The organism is Daejeonella sp. (assembly GCF_017495225.1).
Classification (GTDB): domain Bacteria; phylum Bacteroidota; class Bacteroidia; order Sphingobacteriales; family Sphingobacteriaceae; genus Daejeonella.
This window is the reverse complement of the sequence record NZ_JAFEIG010000007.1, coordinates 67,240-91,173: the sequence shown is the minus strand read 5'-3', so window position 1 is coordinate 91,173 and position 23,934 is coordinate 67,240. Positions and strand designations below refer to the sequence as shown.

The window sequence follows — 23,934 nt, the reverse complement described above, 5'->3', positions numbered from 1 at the left end:
TCATGAAATGGAAGGATCTCGTCTGCTTTATTTTTTTTGCGATAGGTATCCAAGTTGCTTCGGCGCAGGAGAGAGGCCAGTTGACTGTTACGAAGGATCCTCAGATTGATAGTTTAATTGCTAAGCGCTTAGCTTTGAGTAAAAATGTGAAATCGGGATCCAATATTTCGGTTTCAGGTTTTCGAGTTCAAGTGTTTTCCGGACTTCAACGTCAGGATGCTTATAATGAGCAAGCAAAATTCAAGGTACGTTATCCGGCATATTCAACTTATATCAGTTATGTTCAGCCAAATTATAGGCTTAGAGTGGGCGATTTTCGCACCAAACTTGAAGCCGAAAAATTCATGAATGAGCTTAAAAAGTTTTATTCGTCCATGTTTATTTTCTCTGAAATGATAATTCTTCGATGATGCTAAAAGATAAAGTTACCCTTCTTGCCAATCAAATTCATGCTGATACGGTGGCAAATCGTAGGCATTTACATGCTCATCCTGAACTTTCTTTCCACGAGTATGAAACTTCTGCCTTTGTGGCAAAAAAGTTAGATGAACTCGGAATTGAGTATAAAAAAATGGCGAACACTGGTCTGGTGGCTCTAATTAAGGGCTCCAAGCCATCAAATGCCGTGGTGGCTCTTAGAGCCGATATGGATGCATTGCCGATTCTAGAGGCTAATGATGTGGAATATAAATCTCAGAATCCAGGTGTAATGCATGCTTGTGGACATGATGTTCATACCTCTTCATTACTTGGAACAGCAAAAATTCTTTCGGAATTGAAAGAAGAGTTTGGCGGGACAGTTAAATTAATATTTCAGCCTGCCGAAGAGAAATTACCTGGCGGAGCAAATTTGATGATTCAGGAGGGGGTATTAGAAAATCCTAAACCTGATGCGGTACTCGGGCAGCATGTGATGCCATTAATTGAGACAGGTAAGGTCGGCTTTCGTGCAGGGAAATACATGGCGTCAACAGATGAAATTTATGTAACTGTTCATGGGAAGGGGGGGCATGGTGCTCAACCTCAACAAAATATTGATCCAGTTGTCATCACATCTCATATTATCATTGCCTTACAACAGATTATAAGTCGCGTAGCTGATCCAAAAACCCCTTCCGTGCTTTCATTCGGTAAGGTTATTGCCAATGGGGCTACCAATGTTATCCCTAATGAAGTGTATTTGGAAGGCACTTTCCGCACCATGGATGAGGAGTGGAGAGCTAAAGCACATGAAAAAATGAAAAAAATGGCAGAAGGCATCGCCGAGGCTATGGGAGGTTCATGTGATTTTAAAATTGTGAATGGCTATCCCTTTTTGGTTAATGAGGAGCTGCTTACCGCAAATGCTAGGGCCTCTGCAGAAGAATATTTGGGTAAGGAGAATGTACTCGACCTCGACTTATGGATGGCTGCTGAAGATTTCGCCTATTTTTCGCAGGCTTCAGATGCTTGTTTTTATAGACTTGGGACAGGAAATATTTCTCGTGGGATAACTTCATCTGTACATACGCCAACCTTTGATGTGGATGAAGATTCACTACGCTTAAGCACAGGTTTAATGACCTACATCGCCCTAAAGCAGCTGGGAAATTAATTGCAGAACATTCTGCCAATCTTTTAAATTATGATGAAGAAACTATATTTTTTGCTGAGCCTGATGAGTATTTGTGGGATGGGTTTCGCTCAACAAATACCTCGCTTTAATCCAGATACTGTCCTAACAGTAAACATTGATTCGGCAATAACGGTAAGCTCAACACGTTTAACAATTGAGAGTTTCATCAATGAAATTATTAATGATACGAGTTTTTATGAGGCCTTCCGCAACATGAAAAGATACTCTTTTACCGCCGAAAACAGAGTTTTTACCTACAATAAGGAAAATGCAGTAGAAGGGAAAATCTACCGAAAAATCTATCATAATAATGAAGGACCATATAAAATGCAGTTCCTTGATAAAAAAGATGAAGGCAAGGTTTATAAGAAAAACGGGAAATTCTCACTTTACACCGTAGAGATGTTTGACTACATTTTTATGAATGCCTATAATTCTGATTTTGTGCCTTCTGCACCTATCACTGGAGCAAAGGGCGAAAGCAATGAATCGTATAAAGATAAACTCAAAACATTGATTTTTAGTCCCGGCCGACCAATCAAAGGCGTTCCATTTATCGGTAGTAAAACTCAGATTTTTACTCCGAATATGAGGCAGTATTATAATTATTCGTTTTATCGTGGGACTTATTTAGATTCTATTCCAGTTTATCGATTTAAGGTTTCTATGAAGCCAGAATTATCGAACTGGACAAAAGACGGACTGATGATTAAGGAGCTTACTACCATTTTTGATATGCGTAATTTCCAGATTTTAGGTCGGTATGTAGATATGAAATACGATAATTTAGCTTTCGATTTTGATGTGCAGATGAATATTGAATTAGGTTATTTTGATGATAATCAGACACTTCTTCCTACAAAAATTAGCTATCAAGGAAATTGGGACATCCCATTTAAAAGGGAGGAGAGAGCAAGTTTCTTAATTCTACACAAGGGTTATAAATAATTAATTTTATAATCTTTGCTTTTTGTTTTTGGGAGAAAATTCATAGGAATTTTTAGCTGTTCCATTTTCAATAAAAAAATTCACTAATTTTAAATTCCAAAATAAAGCTTTGATTCCAAAAGAGACCGTAGACAAGATCATTGAAACTTCTCGTATTGAGGAGGTTGTAGGCGATTTTGTGTCTTTGAAAAGACGTGGTACAAGCATGATCGGTCTTTGTCCTTTTCATAATGAGCGGACTCCCTCTTTCCACGTTTCGGTGGCAAAGGGCATTTATAAATGCTTTGGATGCGGTCAGGGTGGCGATTCAGTTCGTTTCATCATGGAGCATGAGAAGGCTACTTACCCTGAAGCTTTACGCTATTTAGCAAATAAATATAGCATTGAAGTAGCGGAGGTTGAGAACTCACCGGAAGAGAAGGCCGTTAATGATCGTCGTGAAAGCTTATACATTGTTTCTGGATTTGCTGCCAAGTATTTCCATGAGCAAATGATGGAGACGGAGGAGGGTAAAACTATCGGACTATCCTATTTCAAGGAGCGTGGTTTTCGGGATGATATTATTAAGAAATTCGAGCTGGGTTATTCACCAGATGTTTGGGATGCACTTACACAACAAGCTGTAAAAGAAGGTTATAGCCTTCAATTTCTGGAGGAAACAGGCCTAACAATTCGCAAGGATAATGAGAAGCTTTATGATCGTTTCCGTGGGAGAGTTATGTTCCCGATTCATAGTTTTACCGGCCGTATAATTGGTTTTGGAGGTAGAACTTTAAAAACAGACAAAGCCGTTCCTAAATATGTAAACTCTCCCGAAAGTGATATTTATCATAAGTCGAATGTTTTATATGGCTTATTTTTCGCCAAAAAAGCTATTCGCGATGAAGATAATTGTTATTTGGTGGAGGGCTATGCCGATGTGCTTTCGGTACATCAAGCGGGGGTAGAAAATGTGGTTGCTTCATCTGGAACCTCACTTACAATCGAACAAATACGTCTTATTGGTCGTTTTACGAAGAATATTACCATTTTATATGATGGAGATGAGGCAGGAATAAAGGCTTCCTTGAGAGGTCTCGACATGATTTTGGAAGAAGGGCTCAATGTGAAGGTTGTACTTTTCCCGGATGGGCATGATCCTGATTCCTTCGTTCAAAAGTTTGGCAGCTCGGCCTTTAAAACTCATATTGAGCAGAATAAAAAAGATTTTATCTTATATAAAACTGGTATCTTACTTAAAGATGCGGGAAATGATCCCATAAAAAGAGCGGGAATTATTCGCGAGGTAGTAGAAAGTATTGCCAAGATTCCGGATGGCATTAAAGCCTCTGTTTTCGTTCGCGAGTGTAGCTCTTTACTCCAAATTGAGGAGCGAGTTTTGATTTCGGAGCTCAATAAAATGCATCTTAGCAAAGCCAAAAAGGACAATTCTAACTATTCGGCGCCACAACCAATGGAAGCTCCAATTGAGGCCTTGGCGCCTAGTTTAGGAGGCATTTCAGATGGTGATGATAAGCAGGAAAAGGAAATTATTCGCCTTCTCTTGAATTATGGACATGAATTAGTCCAGTGGGATGATATTACCGATACTTATATCGCACCCTACATCATAGCAAATCTCGCCGATGTAAGTTTTGACAATCCACTTTGTAATCGTATTCTTGATGAATATAAGAAGGCTTTGGAAAACGGTTCCTTACCATCAGAACAAGATTTTATTAAGCATGCAGATCATGAAATTGCCGATTTGGCCATTGCGATGGTTTCATCACCCTATATTTTGAGTGAAAACTGGTATGCAAAGAGAAAAATTTACGTTCGCAATGAAAGCGAAAATTTAAGAGCCACCATTTTGGGAGGAATATTTCACTTAAAGAAGCGTAAAGTTGATCTCATTCTTAAAAAAATACGTGACGATATCCAATTAGAGACAGATGCCGATAACCAGGCTATCTTGATGCGCCATTATCTGCAAGTTAAGGAAGTGGAAAAGGGAATTTCCATGTTTCTGGGCTCTGTAATCATCAAATAATGGCCTCACATAATGATTTAGGCTCAGATGGGGAGCAATTAGCCAAGCAGTTTCTTGAAAATTCTGGTTATGAAATTCTTGATGAAAACTGGGTTTTTAAAAAATCTGAAATTGACCTAATTGCCTACAAAGACTCGAAAATTATTTTTGTTGAGGTAAAAACACGTAAGAATAATACTTTTGCTGAGCCTGAAGATTTTGTGAGTCAGAATAAGCAGAAGCAAATGGCTTTAGCTGCTGATGAGTATATTTATTTGATGAATCATCAACATCAAATAAGATTTGATATCATTTCAATTTTGTTTGATAAATTTGGAAAACCAATTATAAAACATATTGAAGATGCTTTTTGGCCCTGAAATTGGGTTAATATTTTTAAAAAATGCAATTATGCGAAATAATTTAATTTACCTTTCCTTTTGTGCCTTATTTCTCTTAACCAATTGTTCCAATGGGGAAAAGGATCAAAATAATGGCGGCTCCGCTTGGCTTAGTCCGATTGCCGGCACCTCCATAAACCTAGGAGAAAACCTCAATTTACAGCTTAATTTAAACGAAAAGGCAGATTCTGTGGTGTTTTTTGCCGATGGAATCAAACTAGGAAATTCTAATAGTGAGTCGCCTTTGCAAATTTCAACGAGCAAACTTTCGTTGGGTATAAAAACGATTGATGCAAAAATTTACCGTGGGAATGAAAATCCGGAAGAAATAAGTACCAATATTATTGTAAAATCGACTTTAGTGCCCCAAAAATTAAAATATAGTGTGCAAGCTACTTTCAATCATGATACGAGTTCTTATACGCAGGGATTAGAATTTCACAAGGGGTTTTTATATGAAAGTGATGGATTAACTGGTGAATCGAGCATCAGAAAGACTGAAATTACTTCTGGAAAAGTCTTGCAGCTTACCAAAATCAGTGATGAGATTTTTGCGGAGGGAATAACCATTGTAGGTGATAAAATATTCATGCTAACCTATCGAAATGCCCTTAATTTGGAGTTTGAGCTCAATTCGCTTAAGTTAATTCGCCAATTCCCAGTGCAATATCAAAGAGAGGGTTGGGGCTTGTGTAACGATGGTAAAGTGATTTACAGCACTGATGGGACCAATTCAATCTATGTTTTGAACAAGGATAGCTATTTGCAGGAGCGTGCTATTGAGGTTTATGATCATAATGGACCTGTAAATGAGCTGAATGAGCTTGAGTTTATTGACGGAATGATTTATGCCAATATTTATGCCTCTAATCGAATTGTAATTATTGATCCGAGTACGGGACAAGTGCAGGCAGAGGTAGATTTAACTAATCTATATCCCGATTCAGTTCGCAAAATGAAAGATTTTGATGGTTTCGTACTCAATGGAATTGCATGGGATAGCAAAGGCAAACGCCTATTTGTGACTGGTAAGAAGTGGGATAAATTATTCCAGATAAAATTGAGCAAAGAGTAGGATTGCTGAAAAACTAATTCCAACAATCCTATTCTTAAAATCTTATCTCCATGCCTTGTACTGATTGATTAATCCATTGGTTGAGGCATCATGCCCAATAACAGCTTTATCGTCTTCTAGCTCCGGTAAAATGCGTCCTGCGAGTTGTTTACCCAGCTCAACACCCCACTGATCGAAGCTAAAAATATTCCAGATGATGCCTTGAACAAATATTTTATGTTCGTAAAAGGCTATTAATGCCCCTAAAGTATGCGGATTAATCTTCTTCACGAGAATCGAATTTGTTGGTCTATTGCCTTCAAAAACCTTAAAAGGAGCTAGTTTTTCAATCTCTTCAGCACTTTTGCCAGCAGCTTTTAATTCTGATTCTACCTCTTCACGGCTTTTGCCATTCATCAATGCCTCAGTTTGAGCAAAGAAGTTTGATAGCAATAATTGATGATGATTGGCTATGGGATTATGGCTTTGCGCAGGAGCAATAAAATCGCAAGGAATTAATTTGGTGCCTTGGTGGATTAATTGATAAAAAGCATGTTGGCCATTGGTGCCTGGTTCGCCCCAAATTACGGGACCAGTTTGGTAATCCACAGCTTTGCCATTACGATCAATTGATTTACCATTACTTTCCATATCACCTTGCTGGAAATAAGCCGCAAAACGATGCATGTATTGGTCGTATGGTAAAATTGCCTGACTCTCAGCGCCGAAAAAATTTGTGTACCAAATCCCCAAAAGGGCGAGTATTACAGGAATATTTTGTTTAAAATCTGCCGTTCTAAAATGCTCATCTGCGTCATGCGCACCAGCTAATAAATCTTTAAAATTCTTAAAACCTACTCCGCAGCAAATACTTAGTCCGATGGCACTCCACAACGAATAGCGGCCACCAACCCAATCCCAGAATTCAAACATATTTTCGGTATCGATACCAAATTGTGCTACACCTTTTTCATTGGTTGAAATGGCTACGAAATGCTTCGCTACATCTTGATCTGATGCTCCACTTTTCAAGAACCAATCGCGTGCCGAGAAGGCATTTGCCATAGTTTCTTGGGTAGTGAACGTTTTGGAGGCAATCATGAATAGGCAAGTCTCGGGATCAAGATTTTTAAGCGTTTCCGCGATATGAGAACCGTCAACATTAGACACAAAATGCAGTTTTAGATGATTGCTATAAGATTTAAGGGCTTCGGTAACCATTACGGGGCCTAAATCTGATCCACCAATTCCAATGTTTACGATATCAGTGATTGCTTTTCCGGTATAACCTTTCCATTGCCCATTAATTACGCGTTCCGAAAAAGCTTCCATCTTGTTTAAAACACGATGAATATCGACTAAAATATCCTTCCCTTCATGGATAAAACCCTGATTTTGCGGATTGCGCAAGGCAGTATGTAAAACCGCTCTATTTTCAGTTTCATTGATTTTTTCACCGCCAAACATGGATGAAATAGCTTCTTTCAACTCACATTCCTCAGCTAATTTCACTAAAAGTTCGTGCGTAGTCGAGTTAATTTGGTTTTTAGAATAATCCAACAAAATATCTCCCATGGTAATTGAGAACTTATCAAACCTTTCCTTATCTTCAAAAAGATTTTTAATGCTTTCTTTTTTAATAAGCTTAAAATGTTCTGAAAGGGCTTTGAATGAATCTGTTGAGGTAAAATCTTTGCGTGGGAGCATATTTAAATGAAATTTATAATCAAATTAATGTTTGCAAAATTAGACTTTATAAATCTTAATTTGAATTAAATTCTTTAATTGTGTAATGTGTAAAAAAACCTTGAGTCATAGTTTCCCGCAGATGTCGCAAAATTCCGCAGATTTTTTCTGCGCTGATCCGCGTTAATCTGCGGGAGCATTTTTTTGTTCGAGTTGGTCCTCTGGTCGGTGTTGTCACCGTACCAGATAAATCTCCCTCAGATGTCGCAGAATTCCGTAGATTGTTTCTGGGTTGATCCGCGTTAATCTGCGGGAGCATTTTTTTTGTTCGTGTTGGTCCTCTGGTCGGTGTTGTCACCGTACCAGATAAATCTCCCGCAGATGTCGCAGAATTCCGCAGATTTTTTCTGCGCTGATCCGCGTTAATCTGCGGGAGCATTTTTTTTGTTTGTATTGGTCCTCTGGTCGGTGTTGTCACCGTACCAGCAAATATGCCCCGCGGATTTAAGGAGAATTTCGCAGAGATGATCTCGCAAAGCGCAGAGCCGCAAAATTATTCAGGTTCTTTTAAGAGCTGTCAGGTCTCGACCTATCCCTACGTGTGATTATCATTAGAATTTCGTAATTTTGCATTATGACCAAAGAAAATATTCAGGATTTAAGAGACAGAATAACGTCTCTGAGGAGGCATCTTTGACATCGACAAGAAGTTAGATGATCTCAAAAATGAACAGGATATTGCCCTGAGGCCCGATTTCTGGGATGACCCTAAAGAGGCCGAAAAAGCATTACATTCGATAAATAACAAGAAAAAATGGACTGATGAGTTTCAGCTTGCAGAATCTTCTGTGGAGGATGTTAGCGTTATGCTCGATTTTTTCCACTCCGGGGATGCCAGCGAAGCCGAACTAAAGGAGCAATACGAAGTCACCATTAAAAAAGTGGAGGAGCTTGAGTTTAAAAATATGCTCAGCTCGGAAGAGGATCAATTGAATGCGGTTATGCAAATTACTGCTGGTGCGGGCGGGACAGAAAGTTGCGATTGGGCTTCTATGCTGTTGAGGATGTATGTGATGTGGGGTGAAAAGCATGGCTTTAAAGTTACAGAGCAAGATTATCAGGGAGGTGATGTAGCTGGTATTAAGACTGTTACCATTCAACTTGAAGGCAATTTTGCTTATGGATATTTAAAAGGAGAAAATGGGGTTCACCGCTTGGTTCGAATTTCTCCTTTCGATTCTAATGCAAAACGTCATACCTCATTCGCTTCAGTTTATGTGTACCCTTTGGTAGATGAAACCATTGAAATTTATGTCAATCCCGCGGATATCGAATTCGAGACTTTTAGATCAGGTGGTGCCGGCGGTCAGAATGTTAATAAAGTAGAGACTGCAGTGCGTTTACATCATAAACCATCTGGCATTATTATAAAAAATCAGGAATCACGCTCTCAGCTGCAAAATAAGGAGAATGCTATCCGTTTATTGAAATCTCAACTTTATGAGATTGAAATGCGCAAGAGGCAAGAAGCAAGTGCAACTATTGAAGGCAATAAGAAAAAGATAGAATGGGGTTCACAAATACGCAATTATGTTCTTCACCCTTATAAATTGGTGAAAGATCTTCGTACCAATCATGAAACATCTAATGCACAAGCTGTGCTAGATGGTGATTTGGATGATTTTTTGAAAGCTTATTTGATGGAGTTTTAGTGGGGCAGATGTGAGACAATAGATTTGAGGCACTAGATTTGAGACACTAGATATGAGACACTAGATATGAGATATGAGACAACTGATCTCACGTCTCACATCTCATATCTCACATCTCATATCTCACATCTAATCTCATCTCATCTCGGTTCCGGAAATATCCCAAGTAACTCTCGCAGCTCCTCAACTTTTTCAAGCTCTGAAATTTTTTCGTATGCGCTTATCAGGTTTCTAAGTACACGCTGTATAATCTCAACATGGCTACAGGGTTCGTAGAAGTGATTTACTGGCTTCAGATTTAATTGCTTCAAGAATGCATCCACATCTTTTCTGCCGAATATAAAACCTTTGTTAAAGGCATTGATATAAAACAGGATGCGGTTTTCAAAGTCGTTACCCGTATTGTTAATGTGATTTTCTGAGGATTCATCAACATAGGCAAGTATGAAGTGTTGCGGAAGGTTAACTCCATAAATCGGGATGTCTAACTTCTGAGCGATGATAGAATAAATTACTGCTAAAAGGATTTGATTGCCTTTCTTGCTTTCAAGTACCTGACTTAAATAAGAGTTTTGAGGATCTAAGTGGTTGCTTGTATTGCCTCGAAAGCCATAATTGGTGTACAATACATGATTGATGATTTTAACTTTTTCAACCGCACTCATCTCATATAGAAGCTGCATCCAGATATCTCTTTTAATATCTTCTAGCTGATTGATGATTTTCTGTTCATCCAATTCTGGATATTGATATTTATTGATAATCAACATCCCTTGTAAAAGGTCGAAAGCGCCAGAAATATACCAGAGCTCTAAATCACGTTTAACATTGCTAAATTGAATTTTATGGACTAGATTTTCTATTCTTTCTTGTAGACTGACATCCAAAGATTGAGACCATGCGCTCTCTAAATAGTTAATTACTTCATTTCCGTAAGATAAAAGCTTATCTTCTACATGATTGGAAATTTCGGTATCCGGATCATCTAGCAGTTTTATTAAAGATTCTACTTCCTTCTCATTCATCATAATCCATGTAAATTTAGGAAAATTTATTAGCTTCAATCAAGGCTCTTATTCACTAAGCGTATTGTTTTTCATTTTCTATTTCCTACATTTCTCCTTTTTAATATACAAGAGACACTTATATTTGTTTCGATGATAAACCTGCAGACCGTTCTAGATTTTTTAAAACACCGTATTAAAGGCAAAACTCGACATGGTGTTCATTCTCCTTTTGTGTACCGACTTATAGATGAAGTGATCTACGATTTTCATGCCAAAGATGATTATGCGGAGATCGAAAAAATGCGTTCAGACCTGCTAAAAGATGATCGTTGGATACAAATTACCGACCTTGGCGCCGGATCAATGCTCAATAAAAATACTAAAAAGCAAATCCGCGTTTTGGCAAAAAACGCCTTAAAATCTCCCTCTTTAGCACAATTAATCTATCGTTTAGCAGCAGATATCAAGCCTCGTACCGCTGTTGAGCTGGGTACTTGTTTAGGAATTACTACATCTTATTTGGCAAAGGCTGCTCCCAATGCTAAAGTAATTACAATTGAAGGATGCCCTGCCACTGCTGCCATCGCACGCGAAAATTTAGATAAGCTCCAGATTCAAAATACTGAGTTATTGACCGGTAATTTTGATAATATCCTTCCTGATCTCCTAAAAAACAGCGAAGAACTCGATTTTGTGTATGTGGACGGGAATCATCGCAAAGATGCTACCCTCAACTATTTTGAATGGTGCCTGCCAAAACTAAGTCAGAATTCAATTATGATTTTTGATGATATTTATTGGAGTGAAGGCATGAAAGAAGCTTGGGCGCAAATAAAAGCTCATCCAGATGTTAGTGTAAGTATTGATTTATTTTGGATCGGACTTATCTATGTCCGTAAAGGCCAAGCTAAAGAGGATTTTATAATTAAGTATTAAAAAGAAAAAATATTTCGCTTTAATTAAAAAACTAAAACGAAATATATAATTTATTTTGATTCAGTATATCCTTGTCCATAAAGGGCTTTTCCACTTCTAGTACCTAAATGTTTTTCATTTTCAACAACAAGTTCTCCATTAACAAGAACATATTTAAATCCGGTGGAATAAGCATGTGGTTTTTGGAAAGTTGCCTTATCATTTACTTCTGCTTCGCTAAAAATTACGATATCAGCTGCATAATTTGGCAATAATAAACCTCGGTCGCTAAGTCCGAATTTTTGTGCTGCTAATGAACTCATTCTACGAATTGCATCCTCCATGGTGATTACTTTTTCATCACGCACATACTTGCCCAAAACTCTGGCATTGGTACCGTAACCACGTGGGTGAGGCATTCCGCGGCCCGGGACAGGTACACCAGCATCAGCACCAAACATGCTGAATGGATACTTCATGATATTTATAACATCCACCTCATTCATGCTATTATAAACCATTTGGGCTCCACCTTTCTCAACCATATCCATAATGGTTTCAGCTTCAAATTTAGCTTTAGCCTTACGACCCATTAATTTATTGATTTCGGAGATGTTTTTCCCATTCAAAGTGGTATCTGATGGATAGTTGGCAACCACGGCATAGCTATAATTTGGGAATTTATAGCTCGCCAATTGCGCTAGCATTTCCTTTTTTATTTGAGCCCTAATTGTTGGATTATTTAATCTGATTTTTAAGGAGTCGTTACCACCTGCAAATGCCCAATCTGGAAGGCGAATACCTAAATTGGTGCTACTTGCTGTGTATGGATATTGATCGATAGTTACATCCCAACCTTCTTCACGAGCTTGTTTTACTAATCCAAGCGTGATATCCGATTTACCCCAATTTGTTTTACCTCCAATTTTAAAATGGGAAATCTGCACGGGAATATTAGCCTCTTTTCCTATGTTAATAGCTTCATTTACCGCATCTACGGCACCGTTTTCTTCATTACGAATATGTGAAGCATAAACCCCCTTGTATTTGGCTGCAGACCTTGCTAATGCGCTTACTTCTTCTGTTTTGGCGAATGTTCCAGGGATATAAATGAGTCCCGTAGATAAACCCACAGCCCCTTGCTTCATGGCCTGTTCAACTAGGTTTTCCATTTGTTTTTGTTCGGCTGCCGTAGGAGTTCTATTATCACGTTTCATCACTTGTGAGCGAACGGTATTATGTCCAAAAAGGGTTGCTACGTTAATCGAAGGCTTTGTTTTATTTATTTCTTGGAAAAATGTAGAAATATTATCTGCCGAACCACCACAATTACCTGTGATTACGGTTGTAACTCCATCAAAAATGTAGTTGTTGGCGGTAGGAGTGTTAATTATACCACCTTCAATATGTCCGTGAACATCAATAAAGCCGGGAGCTACAATTAAGCCTTTTGCGTCGATGGTTTTAGTAGCTTGAATATCAGCAATATATCCCATTTTAATAATTTTACCATCCTTTATTGCCACATCACCATGGTACCAGGAATTCCCTGTTCCATCGATAATTTTCCCATTGCGGATTAATAGGTCGGCATTAATTTGGCCATAAAGAAAATGGCTACTTAATATTAAAACTGCTGCTGATAAAATTGACTTCTTCATTTTATTTTAATTGATTGCCTGATAGGTTAAAGCTCTAAATTTTTCTACTACATCATTTCTAGATCGTGCTTGTAACTGGCGGTAAAAAAGCATCACAATCTTTTCCTTTGGATCAACCCAATAGGAGGTAGCAAATGCCCCACCCCAGTTAAATGTACCAACTTGAGCTGGAGTTTGTCCGCTTGATTTTTCGGTAACCAATTGAAATCCTAATCCGAATTTATTGCTATTAGCATAATTAACATCTTCAATTTGGTTTGTAATCATCATTCTTACGGTATTTTTACCTAAAATGCGCTTGCCATTGTATTCCCCATTGTTTAGTAGCATCTGTAAAAATATACCATAGTCGTATAAAGTAGAGCTTAGTCCCGCGCCACCCGAATAATAAGTATGTGGTACCAATGGATAATTTGATGCCGCAGCGCTGTTTAACATGCCTGCATCGGCTTTCACCAATACACCAGGAGATTTTTCAGTGTACAGGTTAACCAATCTCTTTGCTTTGGAAGCTGGGATATTAAAATAGGTATCTTTCATTCCCAGAGGTTCAAAAATTCTAGTTTTGAAAAACTCATCTAAACTCATTCCTGAAATTATTTCAACCACACATCCTAAAACATCATTGTTTAGTCCGTAGGTAAATTTTTCTCCCGGTTGATGCATTAAAGGTAATTCACCCAATTTTGACATGGCCTCTAGGAGCGTTTTATTTCTTACCCCTAAACCCGCTGTGATATCATGTTTTGCGTAAATGGCATTTGCTTCCTTTGATCCAATTTGGGCATATCCCAATCCGGATGTATGCGTTAATAAATCTTTTATGGTTACCTCTCTGCTAGCTGGAACTGTGGTATAACTTGTATCCGCCGGATTGAATTTAACTAAAACACTTTGTTTTTTGAATGATGGAATATATTGAGAAACGGGATCTGTTAATAATAATTTACCTTCATCAAAAAGTATCATGATTGCTACGCTGGTAATTGCTTTGGTTTGAGATGCGATTCTAAATATTCCATCCTTTTGTAAGGGTTCTTTTGTATCTAAATCATTATAGCCGATTGCTTTGTGATAAGCAATTTTACCATCTCGAATAATTAAAGCTGCACCGCCATTCATGTAGCCCTTTTCGACCCAATCATTCATGGCAATGTCCATGCGTTTTAAGCGCTCGCCTGAAAAGCCCGCTGCTTCGGCACCATTATCAGTAATTGTTTGTGCAGAGCTTTGAAAGACTGCTGAGCCTAACAGAAAGAGAAATAAAACAAACTTCTTCATGATTTTTTATTTAAATATATAAATAATGATTTAATGACTAATTTTTTGAGAAAACTTTAAGAGACTAAATGTAGTGAATTATTAAAAAGCCTCTCCTAGACTTAAATAAAATCCACTTTGTCTATTTTCGCCCGGGTTTTTCTCGCCAATTCCATAATCCATTCGGATGCTTAAACCCTTTTCAATATCGAAAAAGTATCGAAATCCGCCGCCTAGGTTAGGTTTAAAGTCCTTGAGACTAAATTCCCGTCTTTTAAAAACATTACCTGTACCTGCAAAGCCAACTATTCCGAAGCGTGGATTTATTCGATAACGGATTTCAGATTGTAGAGCCATTAAGTTTTCATCTCGATAACGGCCAGTATAATAGGCACGCATCATTTCATCGTTACCTAATTGAGGTAATAAATAAAAGGGACTGTTTTCGCCGTTTAATGATTGGAAATGTGCGTTTAATCCAAGGCTTGTTTTTTTACTGAGGGATTGAAAATTTCGGAAATCTATTTTAAAAAGACTACCTACAAAATTGTCGCCGCCAAAAATATTGGGTGCATACGAATAATTTGCTCTTACAAAGGTTCCCTTGGTAGTATAAGTATTGGAGTTTCTACTATCATAAATCTGCGTAAATCCTAAAAAAAGCAATTTACCGCCGTCTTTATCAAAAATATTGGGATCGCTACTTAGGATACCGCCAATGTTTTTATCTTTGAATGCATAATTTTCAAAAGCTATGTTAAATCCGCTGTAGCGGGATTCACCAAATTGCTTTTCAATGCCTCCAATTAATTTAAACAATTTTTGGTTTAGCGGGTTTTCATTAGATGCTAAGGTATTATTACCAATTCCATAAAAGTTAAATGGGAAATTTTTAAATCGTATTTCTCCTGTATAATGGAATTTATTTTTTGGCGACCAAATATCAGCTTTAAGCTGAAAATTCGTCTGTTTTTTAGTCGTGAAGGTTGCCGCACCAGTAATTTGCGAGGTACGGTTAAGGCTATCTTTAGGATCTGTATAAAAGGAGTATAGACTTAATGCACCAATCTCAGCACCGGTTTCTTGCGCGTAAGTCAGCACAGGCAGGGGTAGAAAACTACTTTTACGACTTGTATCAGTATCGTTTGATAAGAATTTTTTAATCAACTTCATCTGACAAAAGCCATTGTTGCTTATTGAGATGATTAAGATAAAAATTGAGATCGATTTGAGTAAATATCTAGTCATATTGACTGCTAAGATATTCTTTTTTCGATAGACTGTGCTAAAGATCAGTCTTAAGATCGGCGGAAGCATGCATCAATTATTTACCATTTATAACATTTTTATAGTTTGAATTAAATAATTTTCTATTTTTAATATTGTTTTATCTAAATTCATTACATCCGATAAAACATTCGTGCATCTGCTAGATTTATTTATTTTTGCGATCAAATAAGATATTATGAGTGTACAAAGAGGGCCAATATCCCAGTTTATAGAAAAAAACTACCTGCATTTTAATTCTGCTGCTTTGGTAGACGCTGCAAAGGGTTATGAGAGCTATTTGGATGAAGGTGGTAAAATGATGATAACCTTGGCTGGTGCCATGAGTACGGCCGAATTAGGTATTTCACTTGCCGAGATGATTCGCCAAGATAAAGTATCGATTATCTCATGTACAGGTGCAAATCTGGAAGAAGACATCATGAATTTGGTGGCTCATTCACATTATAAACGAGTTCCTAATTATCGTGATTTAAGTCCTCAGGATGAGTGGGATCTTCTAGAAAACCATTATAATCGTGTAACTGATACCTGTATTCCCGAAGAGGAGGCTTTTAGAAGATTACAGAAGCATATATATAAGTTATGGAAGGATGCAGATGATGCTGGTGAGCGTTATTTTCCACATGAGTTTATGTATAAAATGCTAAATAGTGGTGTTTTGGAGCAGTATTATGAGATTGACCCTAAGAACTCATGGATGTTGGCTGCTGCCGAAAAGAATTTGCCAATAGTTGTTCCAGGCTGGGAAGATTCGACAATGGGGAATATTTTTGCTTCTTATGTAATGAAAAAGGAGTTAAAAGCATCAACCATGAAGAGTGGAATTGAATACATGGGCTGGCTAGCAGACTGGTATATTGCCAATTCTGGTGGTAAGGGTGTAGGATTTTTTCAAATTGGTGGTGGTATTGCTGGCGATTTCCCAATTTGTGTGGTTCCAATGCTTTATCAAGATATGGAAATGGAAAATATTCCTTTTTGGGGTTATTTCTGTCAGATTTCAGATTCAACAACTTCCTTCGGATCCTATTCGGGTGCAGTACCAAACGAGAAGATTACTTGGGGTAAATTAGATATTGATACTCCTAAATTTATTGTTGAATCGGATGCAACAATTGTGGCACCATTGATATTTGCTTGGGTTTTAAAGCAATAGTATTACAATTATTAATTGCAAATGCCTTTGAACAAGAAAAATTGTTAATTTTTTTAAAAAGGCTTAATTGATAGAGTAGGGCCAGTTTTTCACGATAATTTAGAATGATTATAAATTGATAAAATTAGTCAGCTAAATGTCACCGTTAAATGAATAAACTATACTTTTGTCAACTGAAAATGTTGATAGGGTTAAACCGTCAATATTTTAATTATACGTTTCAAATTTTAAGCATTAAATACGCAATATGAGAAGCATCTCATTGTTTTTTAGAAGTGTTACAAAATCACTGATTTTGGTTTCCTTCCTGAGTTCGGTAGCTGTTAGTTCGGCGAGTGCACAGGATGCGGCAGCTGGTGCAGCGATTTTTAAGCAAAAGTGTACCGCTTGTCACGGGATTGAGAAAGCGGTAGTTGGTCCGGCCTTAAAAGGCATAGACACGAAGTATGATGAAGCCTGGTTAATTAAATGGATCAAGAATGCTCCTGCATTTATTGCTTCAGGTGATGCACAGGCTGTTAAAGCTTCTGAGTATTCACCGGCCATGATGTCTGCATTTCCTGAGTTATCAGATGATGATATCAAGAACATTGTAGCTTATGTGAAGGTAGGAGATCCAAAGCCTGCAGCTGATCCAAATGCAGCTCAAGGTGGAGGTTCAGGTTCTGGAGCTGATGAGGGTGTGAGTAATTTTATGTTATTCGGACTCCTTGCAGTAATCATCATTGCATTTTTAGTTGTTTTAGTACTAAACAAGGTTATCCAGACTTTGGAGCGTGTTATGCTTCAGAAGAAAGGTATCGAAGTTGAAGAAGAGCCAGTTGCGAAAGATCGTCTTGCGGGCTTAAAAAAATTAACTAAGAATAAGAAGTTTATCCTATTTATTGTTTTGGTGTGTATTGTATTCCTAGGCTCTGCTGGTTGGAAAGGCATGTGGGAGACAGGTGTTCATACTGGTTATCAACCGGTTCAACCGATTAAATTTTCTCACCAATTACACGCTGGAATTAATAAAATCGACTGTCAATATTGTCACTCAGGTGCATTTTCTTCAAAAAATGCAAGTATTCCTTCTTTAAATGTTTGTATGAACTGCCATAATTATGTTACGGCTTCAGAAAAATATGATGGTAAGACTTCACCTGAAATTATGAAGATTTATCAGGCATTAGATTATAATGAAGATACAAAGCAATACGGGACTAATACTAAGCCTGTAGAGTGGATCAGAATACACAATTTGCCTGATTTGGCTTATTTCAATCACTCTCAGCACGTTTCTGTAGCTGGTATTGAATGTCAGAAGTGTCACGGACCAATTCAAACGATGGAGGAGGTTTATCAATATGCTCCTTTAACAATGAAATGGTGTATCAATTGCCACAGAGAGACAGAAGTGAATCATAAGGACAATCCTTACTACGATAAATTGATCGCAGCTCACGATAAGTTGAAGAAGGGCGAGAAAGTTACAGCTGCTGTTTTAGGTGGATTGGAATGTAGCAAGTGTCACTACTAAGAATAATAAATTTTAAGAAAACATACGTATACTTTATATAGCTTAAATGGAAAGCAATAAAAAATACTGGAAAGGTTTAGAAGAGCTACATAATACAAAGGATTTTGTTGAAAAAAGCAAAAACGAGTTCGCTGAATCGCTTCCAATGGAAGAAGTTCTGAATGAGGCAGGTTTAAGTACCGTAGCCCCACGACGCGATTTTTTAAAGGCCCTAGGATTTGGTTTAGGAGCGGTAACATTGGCAGCATGTCAGAAAGTTCCTGTTAATAAATCGATCCCTTATTTGGTGAAGCCTGAAGAGGTTGTACCGGGTATCCCGAATTACTATTCTTCTACTTTTAATGGACATAGCGTTCTTGTGAAAACACGTGAAGGTCGTCCGATTAAAATTGAAGGAAATCCTAACTGTATCCTTAGTCAGGGTAGTTTAGATGCAAAAGGTCAGGCTTCTGTCTTAGATCTTTATGATGCTTCTAAACTTAAAGGCCCAGTTTTGAATGATGTTGATGCTGATTGGACTAAGGTTGACAGTTTTGTAAAAGCAGAATTATTAAAGGCTAAAAATGCAGGTAAAAAGATTCGTATTGTTTCTTCTACTGTTAATAGTCCATCAACTAAAGCTGTAATCGCTGATTTTGCTTCTCAGTATCCAAATACAAAGCATGTTCAAGTTGATGCAGTTTCTTATACTGGTATTATTAAGGCTAATGAAAACAGCTTTGGTAAAGCTGTACTTCCAAGATATCGTTTTGATAAGGCTAACCTGATTGTAAGTTTCGGAGCTGATTTCTTAGGTACTTGGATTTCTCCATTGGAGTTTAGTCGCCAGTACGTTTCCAAAAGAAATAATGCCTCTTTAGAAGGTAAAAAGATGTCTCGTCACATTCAGTTCGAAACTGGATTGAGCTTAACAGGTTCAAATGCTGACGCTCGTCTTCCATTGAAGCCATCAGAAGAAGGAATTGCTCTTCTTAATCTATATGCTGCTCTGGGTGGTTCTGTTAGTGGTTCTAAACCATTGGCAAATAATCCGAATGCTGAAAAGGCGATTGCTTTAGCTGCAAAAGAATTATCAGCTGCAAAAGGTTCTTCATTAGTTTTGAGTGGATCAAATGATGTTTCTATTCAAATTTTAGTAAATGCTATTAATGCCTTATTAGGTAATTATGGTAATACTATTGATTTAGATAATCCTTCATATCAATATGCTGGTAATGATGCTGAGTTTGTAGAATTTGTAAATGAAATGAATCGTGGTGAGGTGGATGCAGTATTCTTCTTGAATAGCAATCCAGCTTATGAATTCAATGATTCTAAGGCATTTACAGATGCTTTAAGCAAAGTTAAGCTTCGTGTTTCTTTTGCTGATCGTAAAGATGAAACAGCTTCATTATGTCAAGTAATTGCTCCAAATCATCATTATTTAGAATCTTGGGGTGATTCAAATCCTGTAGAAGGTTATTACACTATTGTTCAGCCAACTATCAATCCTGTTTATAATTCACGTAATGCAGAACAAGGATTATTGATTTGGTCTGATAATGCAGTAACTGATTATTATCAGTATATCCAAAATAACTGGGCTAGAACAGTTCTTGCACAATCAGGAACTACTTGGAAAGAATTATTACAGAAAGGTTCTGTTAGCTTTCCAGCTAGAACAGCTGGTGCTTATTCATTCTCTCGTGATTTAAATTCAGTTGTTCAAACCATTCTTGCAAATAGCAATAATCTTGCTAAGGGTGGAGATAAGGCAATTGAACTTCATATTTATCAAAATGTTGCTATTGGCGACGGTAAATCTGCGAATAACCCATGGTTACAAGAGTTACCTGATCCAGTTTCAAAAGTAACTTGGGATAACTATGCTGCAATTAACCCGAAATTCGCTGAAAAATTGGGCATTGCTGAGTTAGATCTTGTTGAGATTAAAACAGATAAATATACTATCACTCTACCGGTATTACTTCAGCCTGGTCAGGCAAGTGGAACGGTTTCAGTAGCATTGGGTTACGGAAGAACTAAGGCTGGAAAAGCTGGTTCGGATATTGGTAAAAATGCCTATCCATTCTTAAGTTTAGTGAATGCAACTTTGCAAACGGCAGTTTCTGCTAGTATTAGCAAGGCATCTGGGACTTATGAACTTGCTCAAACACAAACTCACCATACTATTGAAGGAAGAAATGTTGTTCGTGAAACAACTTTGAAAAACTTCTTAAAAGATCCAACTTCAGGCACAGGACACGCTCATGTTAATAAATATGACTTGTGGAATGAATTTGAAACACCTGGACACAATTGGGTGATGGCAATCGACTTAAATGCATGTACCGGTTGTGGTGCTTGTGTGGTAGCTTGTAATGCTGAAAACAATATTCCTGTTGTAGGACGTGATGAGGTTCGCCGTCGTCGTGAAATGCACTGGATCCGTATCGACCGTTATTATGCAATTAATGATGGTGGAAATAAGCTTACCAAAGAAGAGGAAATTAGTGAGCTTGATAATCTTGACAATGTAAGCGTTATACATCAGCCAATGATGTGTCAGCATTGTGATCACGCTCCTTGCGAGACTGTTTGTCCGGTTTTGGCTACAGTACACTCTTCAGAGGGCTTAAATCAAATGGCTTATAACCGTTGTATCGGTACTCGTTACTGTGCAAACAACTGTCCATATAAAGTACGTCGTTTCAACTGGTTTAACTACTGGAATGATTCTCGTTTTGATAATTACATGAACAATGAGTTTACACAATTAGTGTTAAACCCAGATGTTACTACTCGTTCACGAGGTGTAATGGAAAAATGTTCAATGTGTGTTCAAAGAATTCAAGCAGGTAAGCTTGATGCGAAGTTAGAAAAGCGTAAGCTTAAGGATGGCGATATTAAAGTTGCTTGTCAGCAGACTTGTCCTACCAATGCAATTATCTTCGGTGATGGTAATGATCCTGAGTCTGAAGTATCAAAAGCATTAAAGAGCGAGCGTACGTTTTATGTACTTGAAGAAATCAACGTAAAACCAGGCGTTGGTTATCAAACAAAAGTTAGAAATACTGTAGAGGTTTAATACAAGAAATTCAATAAAGATATGTCATCTCATCACGAGTCTATACTTAGAGAACCCTTAGTAACCGGTGAAAATATAACCTATTCCAAGGTCACCGAAGATATTTTGGTTCCCGTAGAAAACAAACCAAATAAAGCCTGGTGGATCGGCTTTATCGTATCCGCTATGGGCGCAGGCCTTTGGATATTTTCCGTTAGCTGGACCTTTTGGTTTGGTATTGGAGAATGGGGATTAAATAAAACTGTAGGATGGGCCTGGGATATTACAGGTTTCGTATGGTGGGTAGGTATTGGTCACGCCGGTACACTTATTTCTGCTGTACTACTCCTTTTCCGTCAAAACTGGCGAAATTCCATTAATAGATCTGCAGAGGCTATGACCATTTTTGCGGTTATTTGCGCTGCATCTTATATTATTTCCCACATGGGTCGTCCTTGGTTATTCCACTGGGCACTTCCATTACCAAATCAGTATGGATCATTATGGGTAAACTTCAATTCACCATTGGTATGGGACGTATTTGCGATTTCTACCTACTTCTCAGTTTCATTGGTTTTCTGGTACACAGGTTTATTGCCTGATATCGCTACCATTCGCGACCGTGCAATTGGTACTCGCCGTCGTGTTTATTCTATCCTTTCTTTTGGATGGAACGGTTCTGTTAAAACATGGCAGCGTTTTGAATTGGTATCATTGATTCTTGCTGGTGTTTCTACGCCATTGGTACTTTCGGTACACACTATTGTATCCATGGACTTTGCAACTTCGGTAATTCCGGGATGGCATACCACGATTTTCCCTCCATACTTTGTTGCTGGAGCGATTTTCTCTGGATTTGCAATGGTTCAAACCTTGTTGTTGGTTACTCGTAAGGTAATGAACTTTGAAAATTATATTACCATGTTCCATATTGAATCAATGAATAAGATTATTATTCTTACTGGTTCTATAGTGGGTGTTGCATATTTAACGGAGTTATTTATTGCTTGGTATTCAGGCGTTGAGTATGAGCAGTATGCATTTTTGAACAGAGTTAGTGGTCCTTATGCTTGGGCATACTGGATAATGATGACTTGTAACGTAATCTCACCACAACTTTTCTGGTTCAAAAAAATCCGTACTAGCATTGCTCTATCATGGTTATTATCAATTGTAGTAAATATTGGTATGTGGTTCGAGCGATTTGTAATTATCGTAACCTCATTACACCGTGATTATCTTCCGTCAAGCTGGGTGATGTTTTATCCAAGTTGGGTTGACGTGGGTATTTTCATTGGTTCAATTGGTTTGTTCTTTACCTTGTTCCTATTATTCTTGAGATTTTTACCAGCCATTGCTATGGCTGAAGTTAAGCTTTTGCTTAAGAGCTCAAGTGATCAGGCTAAACAAAAGTTAATTGCAGATAAGGCAGTAGATAAAGGTCAAGCAGATTATTATCTTGAATCTCTTGAGAAATATGATAGTGTTTCACCAAGAGTAGGTCAATAAGAAAAATATACAGATGAGTAATATAAAATATATTTTAGGTCATTTTGAAGATCCGGATGATCTGATGCATGGAATAGGTAAGCTTCAGGAGAATAAGGTAAGCATCTATGATGTGTATACCCCTATGCCTATTCACGGTATTGAGGACAAGCTTGGAATTAAACGTTCACGTTTGGGTAAAGTAGCTTTTTGTTTCGGTTTAACAGGAACAATCACTGCTATTACCATGATTACCTATATGTTAGTTATTGATTGGCCAATGAATATCGGTGGTAAGCCAAATTTTGCTTTTCCAGATTTTGTGCCAATTATGTTTGAATTAACAGTCTTGTTTTCTGCATTTGGTATGGTTGGGACATATTTTTTTGTTAATCACTTAGCACCGGGTCGTGCGCCAAGAGTGATGGATCTACGCGCTACAAACGATAGATTTGTTATCGCAATTGACGCAAAAGACAATGCTGAACACGATAAAATTGATAACATTTTAAAAGAAGCTGGTGCTGTTGAAGTTAAGCACAACGAAAGGAAATATGTTAGTTATGAATAAGCTCCTAATAATTTGTACCGCTTTCTTAACTGTAGCTGCTGCTTCAGTTATGACGTCTTGTTCGGATAATAGAAGTACAGGACTAGAATTTGCACGTAATATGTATGATCCGATTGCTTACAATCCTGATCAGCCTAATAAGAATTTTAAAGACGGAAAAACCGCGCAAACACCTCCTGCTGGTACTACGCCAGTTGGCTTCGATAAAAACGATGTATATCCAAATACTATTGAAGGTTATGAGTCTGCAGGTAAGTCTTTAAGCAATCCTTTACCTGTAACTATTCCAACATTGGAAGAAGGTAAAACTCTTTACCTAAATATGTGCTCTCAATGCCATGGTTTAGAAGGTAAGGGTGATGGCTCGATTGTAAAATTAGGTAAATTCCCTGCTCCACCTTCATATGGGACAGGAAATTCTTCTAGAGGAGGGGCCATGATAGATTTAACAGATGGTAAAATCTATCATACAATTACACATGGTGTGAACTTAATGGGTTCACACAAATCGCAATTAACCCCTGAGCAAAGGTGGAAAGTTGTTATGTACGTTCATGAATTACAAAAATTACAATAGTCAATTGCTAAAACCAG

Annotated in this window: 19 protein-coding genes; 14 read left to right on the top strand and 5 right to left on the bottom strand. The window is 37.7% G+C overall.

Annotated elements, in window-relative coordinates:
- The first annotated feature begins 2 nt into the window (after nucleotides 1–2).
- The 6 genes from QZ136_RS03215 to QZ136_RS03190 all read left to right on the top strand — a co-directional run bounded on the left by QZ136_RS03215 (nucleotide 3) and on the right by QZ136_RS03190 (nucleotide 6,050).
- Nucleotides 3–410 (top strand): SPOR domain-containing protein, encoded by a 408-nt coding sequence (locus QZ136_RS03215; protein WP_291400270.1) that lies wholly within the window; start codon nucleotides 3–5, stop codon nucleotides 408–410.
- Entirely contained in the window at nucleotides 410–1,594 is a 1,185-nt protein-coding gene (locus QZ136_RS03210) for a M20 family metallopeptidase (RefSeq protein ID WP_291400489.1), read from the top strand. The genes QZ136_RS03215 and QZ136_RS03210 overlap by 1 nt, the downstream gene beginning before the upstream one ends.
- Nucleotides 1,595–1,627: 33 nt before the next feature.
- Nucleotides 1,628–2,563 carry a hypothetical protein gene (locus QZ136_RS03205; RefSeq protein ID WP_291400486.1) on the top strand — a complete coding sequence of 312 codons (936 nt, stop codon included), beginning with the start codon at nucleotides 1,628–1,630 and terminating at the stop codon, nucleotides 2,561–2,563.
- 109 nt (nucleotides 2,564–2,672) lie between these two features.
- The gene (gene dnaG / locus QZ136_RS03200; protein ID WP_291400268.1) at nucleotides 2,673–4,595 is read left to right on the top strand and encodes a DNA primase; all 1,923 of its coding nucleotides are present in this window, start codon (nucleotides 2,673–2,675) and stop codon (nucleotides 4,593–4,595) included.
- Nucleotides 4,595–4,954, top strand: a complete 360-nt coding sequence (locus QZ136_RS03195; protein ID WP_291400266.1) for a YraN family protein — start codon at nucleotides 4,595–4,597, stop codon at nucleotides 4,952–4,954. Before dnaG ends, QZ136_RS03195 begins: the two co-directional genes overlap by 1 nt.
- A 31-nt stretch (nucleotides 4,955–4,985) precedes the next feature.
- Nucleotides 4,986–6,050: a glutaminyl-peptide cyclotransferase gene (locus QZ136_RS03190; protein ID WP_291400264.1), complete on the top strand. Its 1,065-nt coding sequence runs from the start codon at nucleotides 4,986–4,988 to the stop codon at nucleotides 6,048–6,050.
- Between the two features lie 42 nt (nucleotides 6,051–6,092).
- On the opposite strand, the gene pgi is transcribed toward QZ136_RS03190, so the two are convergent.
- The gene (gene pgi, locus QZ136_RS03185; RefSeq protein WP_291400261.1) at nucleotides 6,093–7,736 is read right to left on the bottom strand and encodes a glucose-6-phosphate isomerase; all 1,644 of its coding nucleotides are present in this window, start codon (nucleotides 7,734–7,736) and stop codon (nucleotides 6,093–6,095) included.
- Between the two features lie 613 nt (nucleotides 7,737–8,349).
- Here pgi and prfB point away from each other — a divergent pair.
- A protein-coding gene (gene prfB / locus QZ136_RS03180) for a peptide chain release factor 2 (protein WP_291400259.1) occupies nucleotides 8,350–9,427 on the top strand; the annotation gives its coding sequence in 2 pieces (ribosomal slippage) (nucleotides 8,350–8,409 and nucleotides 8,411–9,427; 1,077 coding nt in all).
- A gap of 140 nt (nucleotides 9,428–9,567) precedes the next feature.
- On the opposite strand, the gene QZ136_RS03175 is transcribed toward prfB, so the two are convergent.
- Nucleotides 9,568–10,455: a transglutaminase-like domain-containing protein gene (locus QZ136_RS03175; protein WP_291400257.1), complete on the bottom strand. Its 888-nt coding sequence runs from the start codon at nucleotides 10,453–10,455 to the stop codon at nucleotides 9,568–9,570.
- A 129-nt stretch (nucleotides 10,456–10,584) separates the two neighbouring features.
- Here QZ136_RS03175 and QZ136_RS03170 point away from each other — a divergent pair, with 129 nt between their 5' ends.
- The gene (locus QZ136_RS03170) at nucleotides 10,585–11,370 is read left to right on the top strand and encodes a class I SAM-dependent methyltransferase (protein WP_291400256.1); all 786 of its coding nucleotides are present in this window, start codon (nucleotides 10,585–10,587) and stop codon (nucleotides 11,368–11,370) included.
- 50 nt (nucleotides 11,371–11,420) lie between these two features.
- Here the strand turns inward: QZ136_RS03170 and QZ136_RS03165 are convergent, their stop codons facing one another.
- The 3 genes from QZ136_RS03165 to QZ136_RS03155 all read right to left on the bottom strand — a co-directional run bounded on the left by QZ136_RS03165 (nucleotide 11,421) and on the right by QZ136_RS03155 (nucleotide 15,443).
- Nucleotides 11,421–13,010, bottom strand: coding sequence for a D-aminoacylase (locus QZ136_RS03165; RefSeq protein WP_291400254.1), 1,590 nt, complete (start codon nucleotides 13,008–13,010; stop codon nucleotides 11,421–11,423).
- Between the two features lie 6 nt (nucleotides 13,011–13,016).
- Nucleotides 13,017–14,291 carry a serine hydrolase domain-containing protein gene (locus tag QZ136_RS03160; protein ID WP_291400253.1) on the bottom strand — a complete coding sequence of 425 codons (1,275 nt, stop codon included), beginning with the start codon at nucleotides 14,289–14,291 and terminating at the stop codon, nucleotides 13,017–13,019.
- An 81-nt stretch (nucleotides 14,292–14,372) separates the two neighbouring features.
- Nucleotides 14,373–15,443, bottom strand: coding sequence for a polymerase (locus QZ136_RS03155; RefSeq protein ID WP_291400251.1), 1,071 nt, complete (start codon nucleotides 15,441–15,443; stop codon nucleotides 14,373–14,375).
- A 292-nt stretch (nucleotides 15,444–15,735) separates the two neighbouring features.
- Between QZ136_RS03155 and QZ136_RS03150 the strand changes: the two genes are divergently transcribed.
- From QZ136_RS03150 to QZ136_RS03125, 6 genes are all read left to right on the top strand, one after another.
- Nucleotides 15,736–16,716, top strand: a complete 981-nt coding sequence (locus tag QZ136_RS03150) for a deoxyhypusine synthase family protein (protein ID WP_291400250.1) — start codon at nucleotides 15,736–15,738, stop codon at nucleotides 16,714–16,716.
- A 247-nt stretch (nucleotides 16,717–16,963) separates the two neighbouring features.
- A complete protein-coding gene (locus tag QZ136_RS03145; protein ID WP_291400248.1) occupies nucleotides 16,964–18,235 on the top strand; it encodes a cytochrome c3 family protein in 1,272 nt (423 codons plus the stop codon).
- 46 nt (nucleotides 18,236–18,281) lie between these two features.
- The gene (locus QZ136_RS03140; RefSeq protein WP_291400242.1) at nucleotides 18,282–21,302 is read left to right on the top strand and encodes a TAT-variant-translocated molybdopterin oxidoreductase; all 3,021 of its coding nucleotides are present in this window, start codon (nucleotides 18,282–18,284) and stop codon (nucleotides 21,300–21,302) included.
- A gap of 21 nt (nucleotides 21,303–21,323) precedes the next feature.
- Nucleotides 21,324–22,790 carry an NrfD/PsrC family molybdoenzyme membrane anchor subunit gene (gene nrfD, locus QZ136_RS03135; protein WP_291400240.1) on the top strand — a complete coding sequence of 489 codons (1,467 nt, stop codon included), beginning with the start codon at nucleotides 21,324–21,326 and terminating at the stop codon, nucleotides 22,788–22,790.
- Between the two features lie 13 nt (nucleotides 22,791–22,803).
- Nucleotides 22,804–23,340: a DUF3341 domain-containing protein gene (locus QZ136_RS03130; RefSeq protein ID WP_291400238.1), complete on the top strand. Its 537-nt coding sequence runs from the start codon at nucleotides 22,804–22,806 to the stop codon at nucleotides 23,338–23,340.
- A complete protein-coding gene (locus QZ136_RS03125; protein WP_291400485.1) occupies nucleotides 23,324–23,917 on the top strand; it encodes a cytochrome c in 594 nt (197 codons plus the stop codon). Before QZ136_RS03130 ends, QZ136_RS03125 begins: the two co-directional genes overlap by 17 nt.
- The last annotated feature ends 17 nt before the right edge of the window (nucleotides 23,918–23,934 follow it).

Excerpts from the sequence above, each read along its gene's own strand:
- QZ136_RS03160 (WP_291400253.1), bottom strand. The coding sequence starts at position 14,291 with ATGAAGAAGTTTGTTTTATTTCTCTTTCTGTTAGGCTCAGCAGTCTTT.
- QZ136_RS03130 (WP_291400238.1), top strand. The coding sequence starts at position 22,804 with ATGAGTAATATAAAATATATTTTAGGTCATTTTGAAGATCCGGATGAT.
- QZ136_RS03140 (WP_291400242.1), top strand. The coding sequence starts at position 18,282 with ATGGAAAGCAATAAAAAATACTGGAAAGGTTTAGAAGAGCTACATAAT.
- pgi (WP_291400261.1), bottom strand. The coding sequence starts at position 7,736 with ATGCTCCCACGCAAAGATTTTACCTCAACAGATTCATTCAAAGCCCTT.
- QZ136_RS03165 (WP_291400254.1), bottom strand. The coding sequence starts at position 13,010 with ATGAAGAAGTCAATTTTATCAGCAGCAGTTTTAATATTAAGTAGCCAT.
- QZ136_RS03215 (WP_291400270.1), top strand. The coding sequence starts at position 3 with ATGAAATGGAAGGATCTCGTCTGCTTTATTTTTTTTGCGATAGGTATC.
- QZ136_RS03210 (WP_291400489.1), top strand. The coding sequence starts at position 410 with ATGCTAAAAGATAAAGTTACCCTTCTTGCCAATCAAATTCATGCTGAT.
- QZ136_RS03175 (WP_291400257.1), bottom strand. The coding sequence starts at position 10,455 with ATGATGAATGAGAAGGAAGTAGAATCTTTAATAAAACTGCTAGATGAT.
- QZ136_RS03155 (WP_291400251.1), bottom strand. The coding sequence starts at position 15,443 with ATGAAGTTGATTAAAAAATTCTTATCAAACGATACTGATACAAGTCGT.
- QZ136_RS03190 (WP_291400264.1), top strand. The coding sequence starts at position 4,986 with ATGCGAAATAATTTAATTTACCTTTCCTTTTGTGCCTTATTTCTCTTA.
- QZ136_RS03195 (WP_291400266.1), top strand. The coding sequence starts at position 4,595 with ATGGCCTCACATAATGATTTAGGCTCAGATGGGGAGCAATTAGCCAAG.
- QZ136_RS03145 (WP_291400248.1), top strand. The coding sequence starts at position 16,964 with ATGAGAAGCATCTCATTGTTTTTTAGAAGTGTTACAAAATCACTGATT.
- nrfD (WP_291400240.1), top strand. The coding sequence starts at position 21,324 with ATGTCATCTCATCACGAGTCTATACTTAGAGAACCCTTAGTAACCGGT.
- QZ136_RS03125 (WP_291400485.1), top strand. The coding sequence starts at position 23,324 with ATGTTAGTTATGAATAAGCTCCTAATAATTTGTACCGCTTTCTTAACT.
- QZ136_RS03170 (WP_291400256.1), top strand. The coding sequence starts at position 10,585 with ATGATAAACCTGCAGACCGTTCTAGATTTTTTAAAACACCGTATTAAA.
- QZ136_RS03205 (WP_291400486.1), top strand. The coding sequence starts at position 1,628 with ATGAAGAAACTATATTTTTTGCTGAGCCTGATGAGTATTTGTGGGATG.
- QZ136_RS03150 (WP_291400250.1), top strand. The coding sequence starts at position 15,736 with ATGAGTGTACAAAGAGGGCCAATATCCCAGTTTATAGAAAAAAACTAC.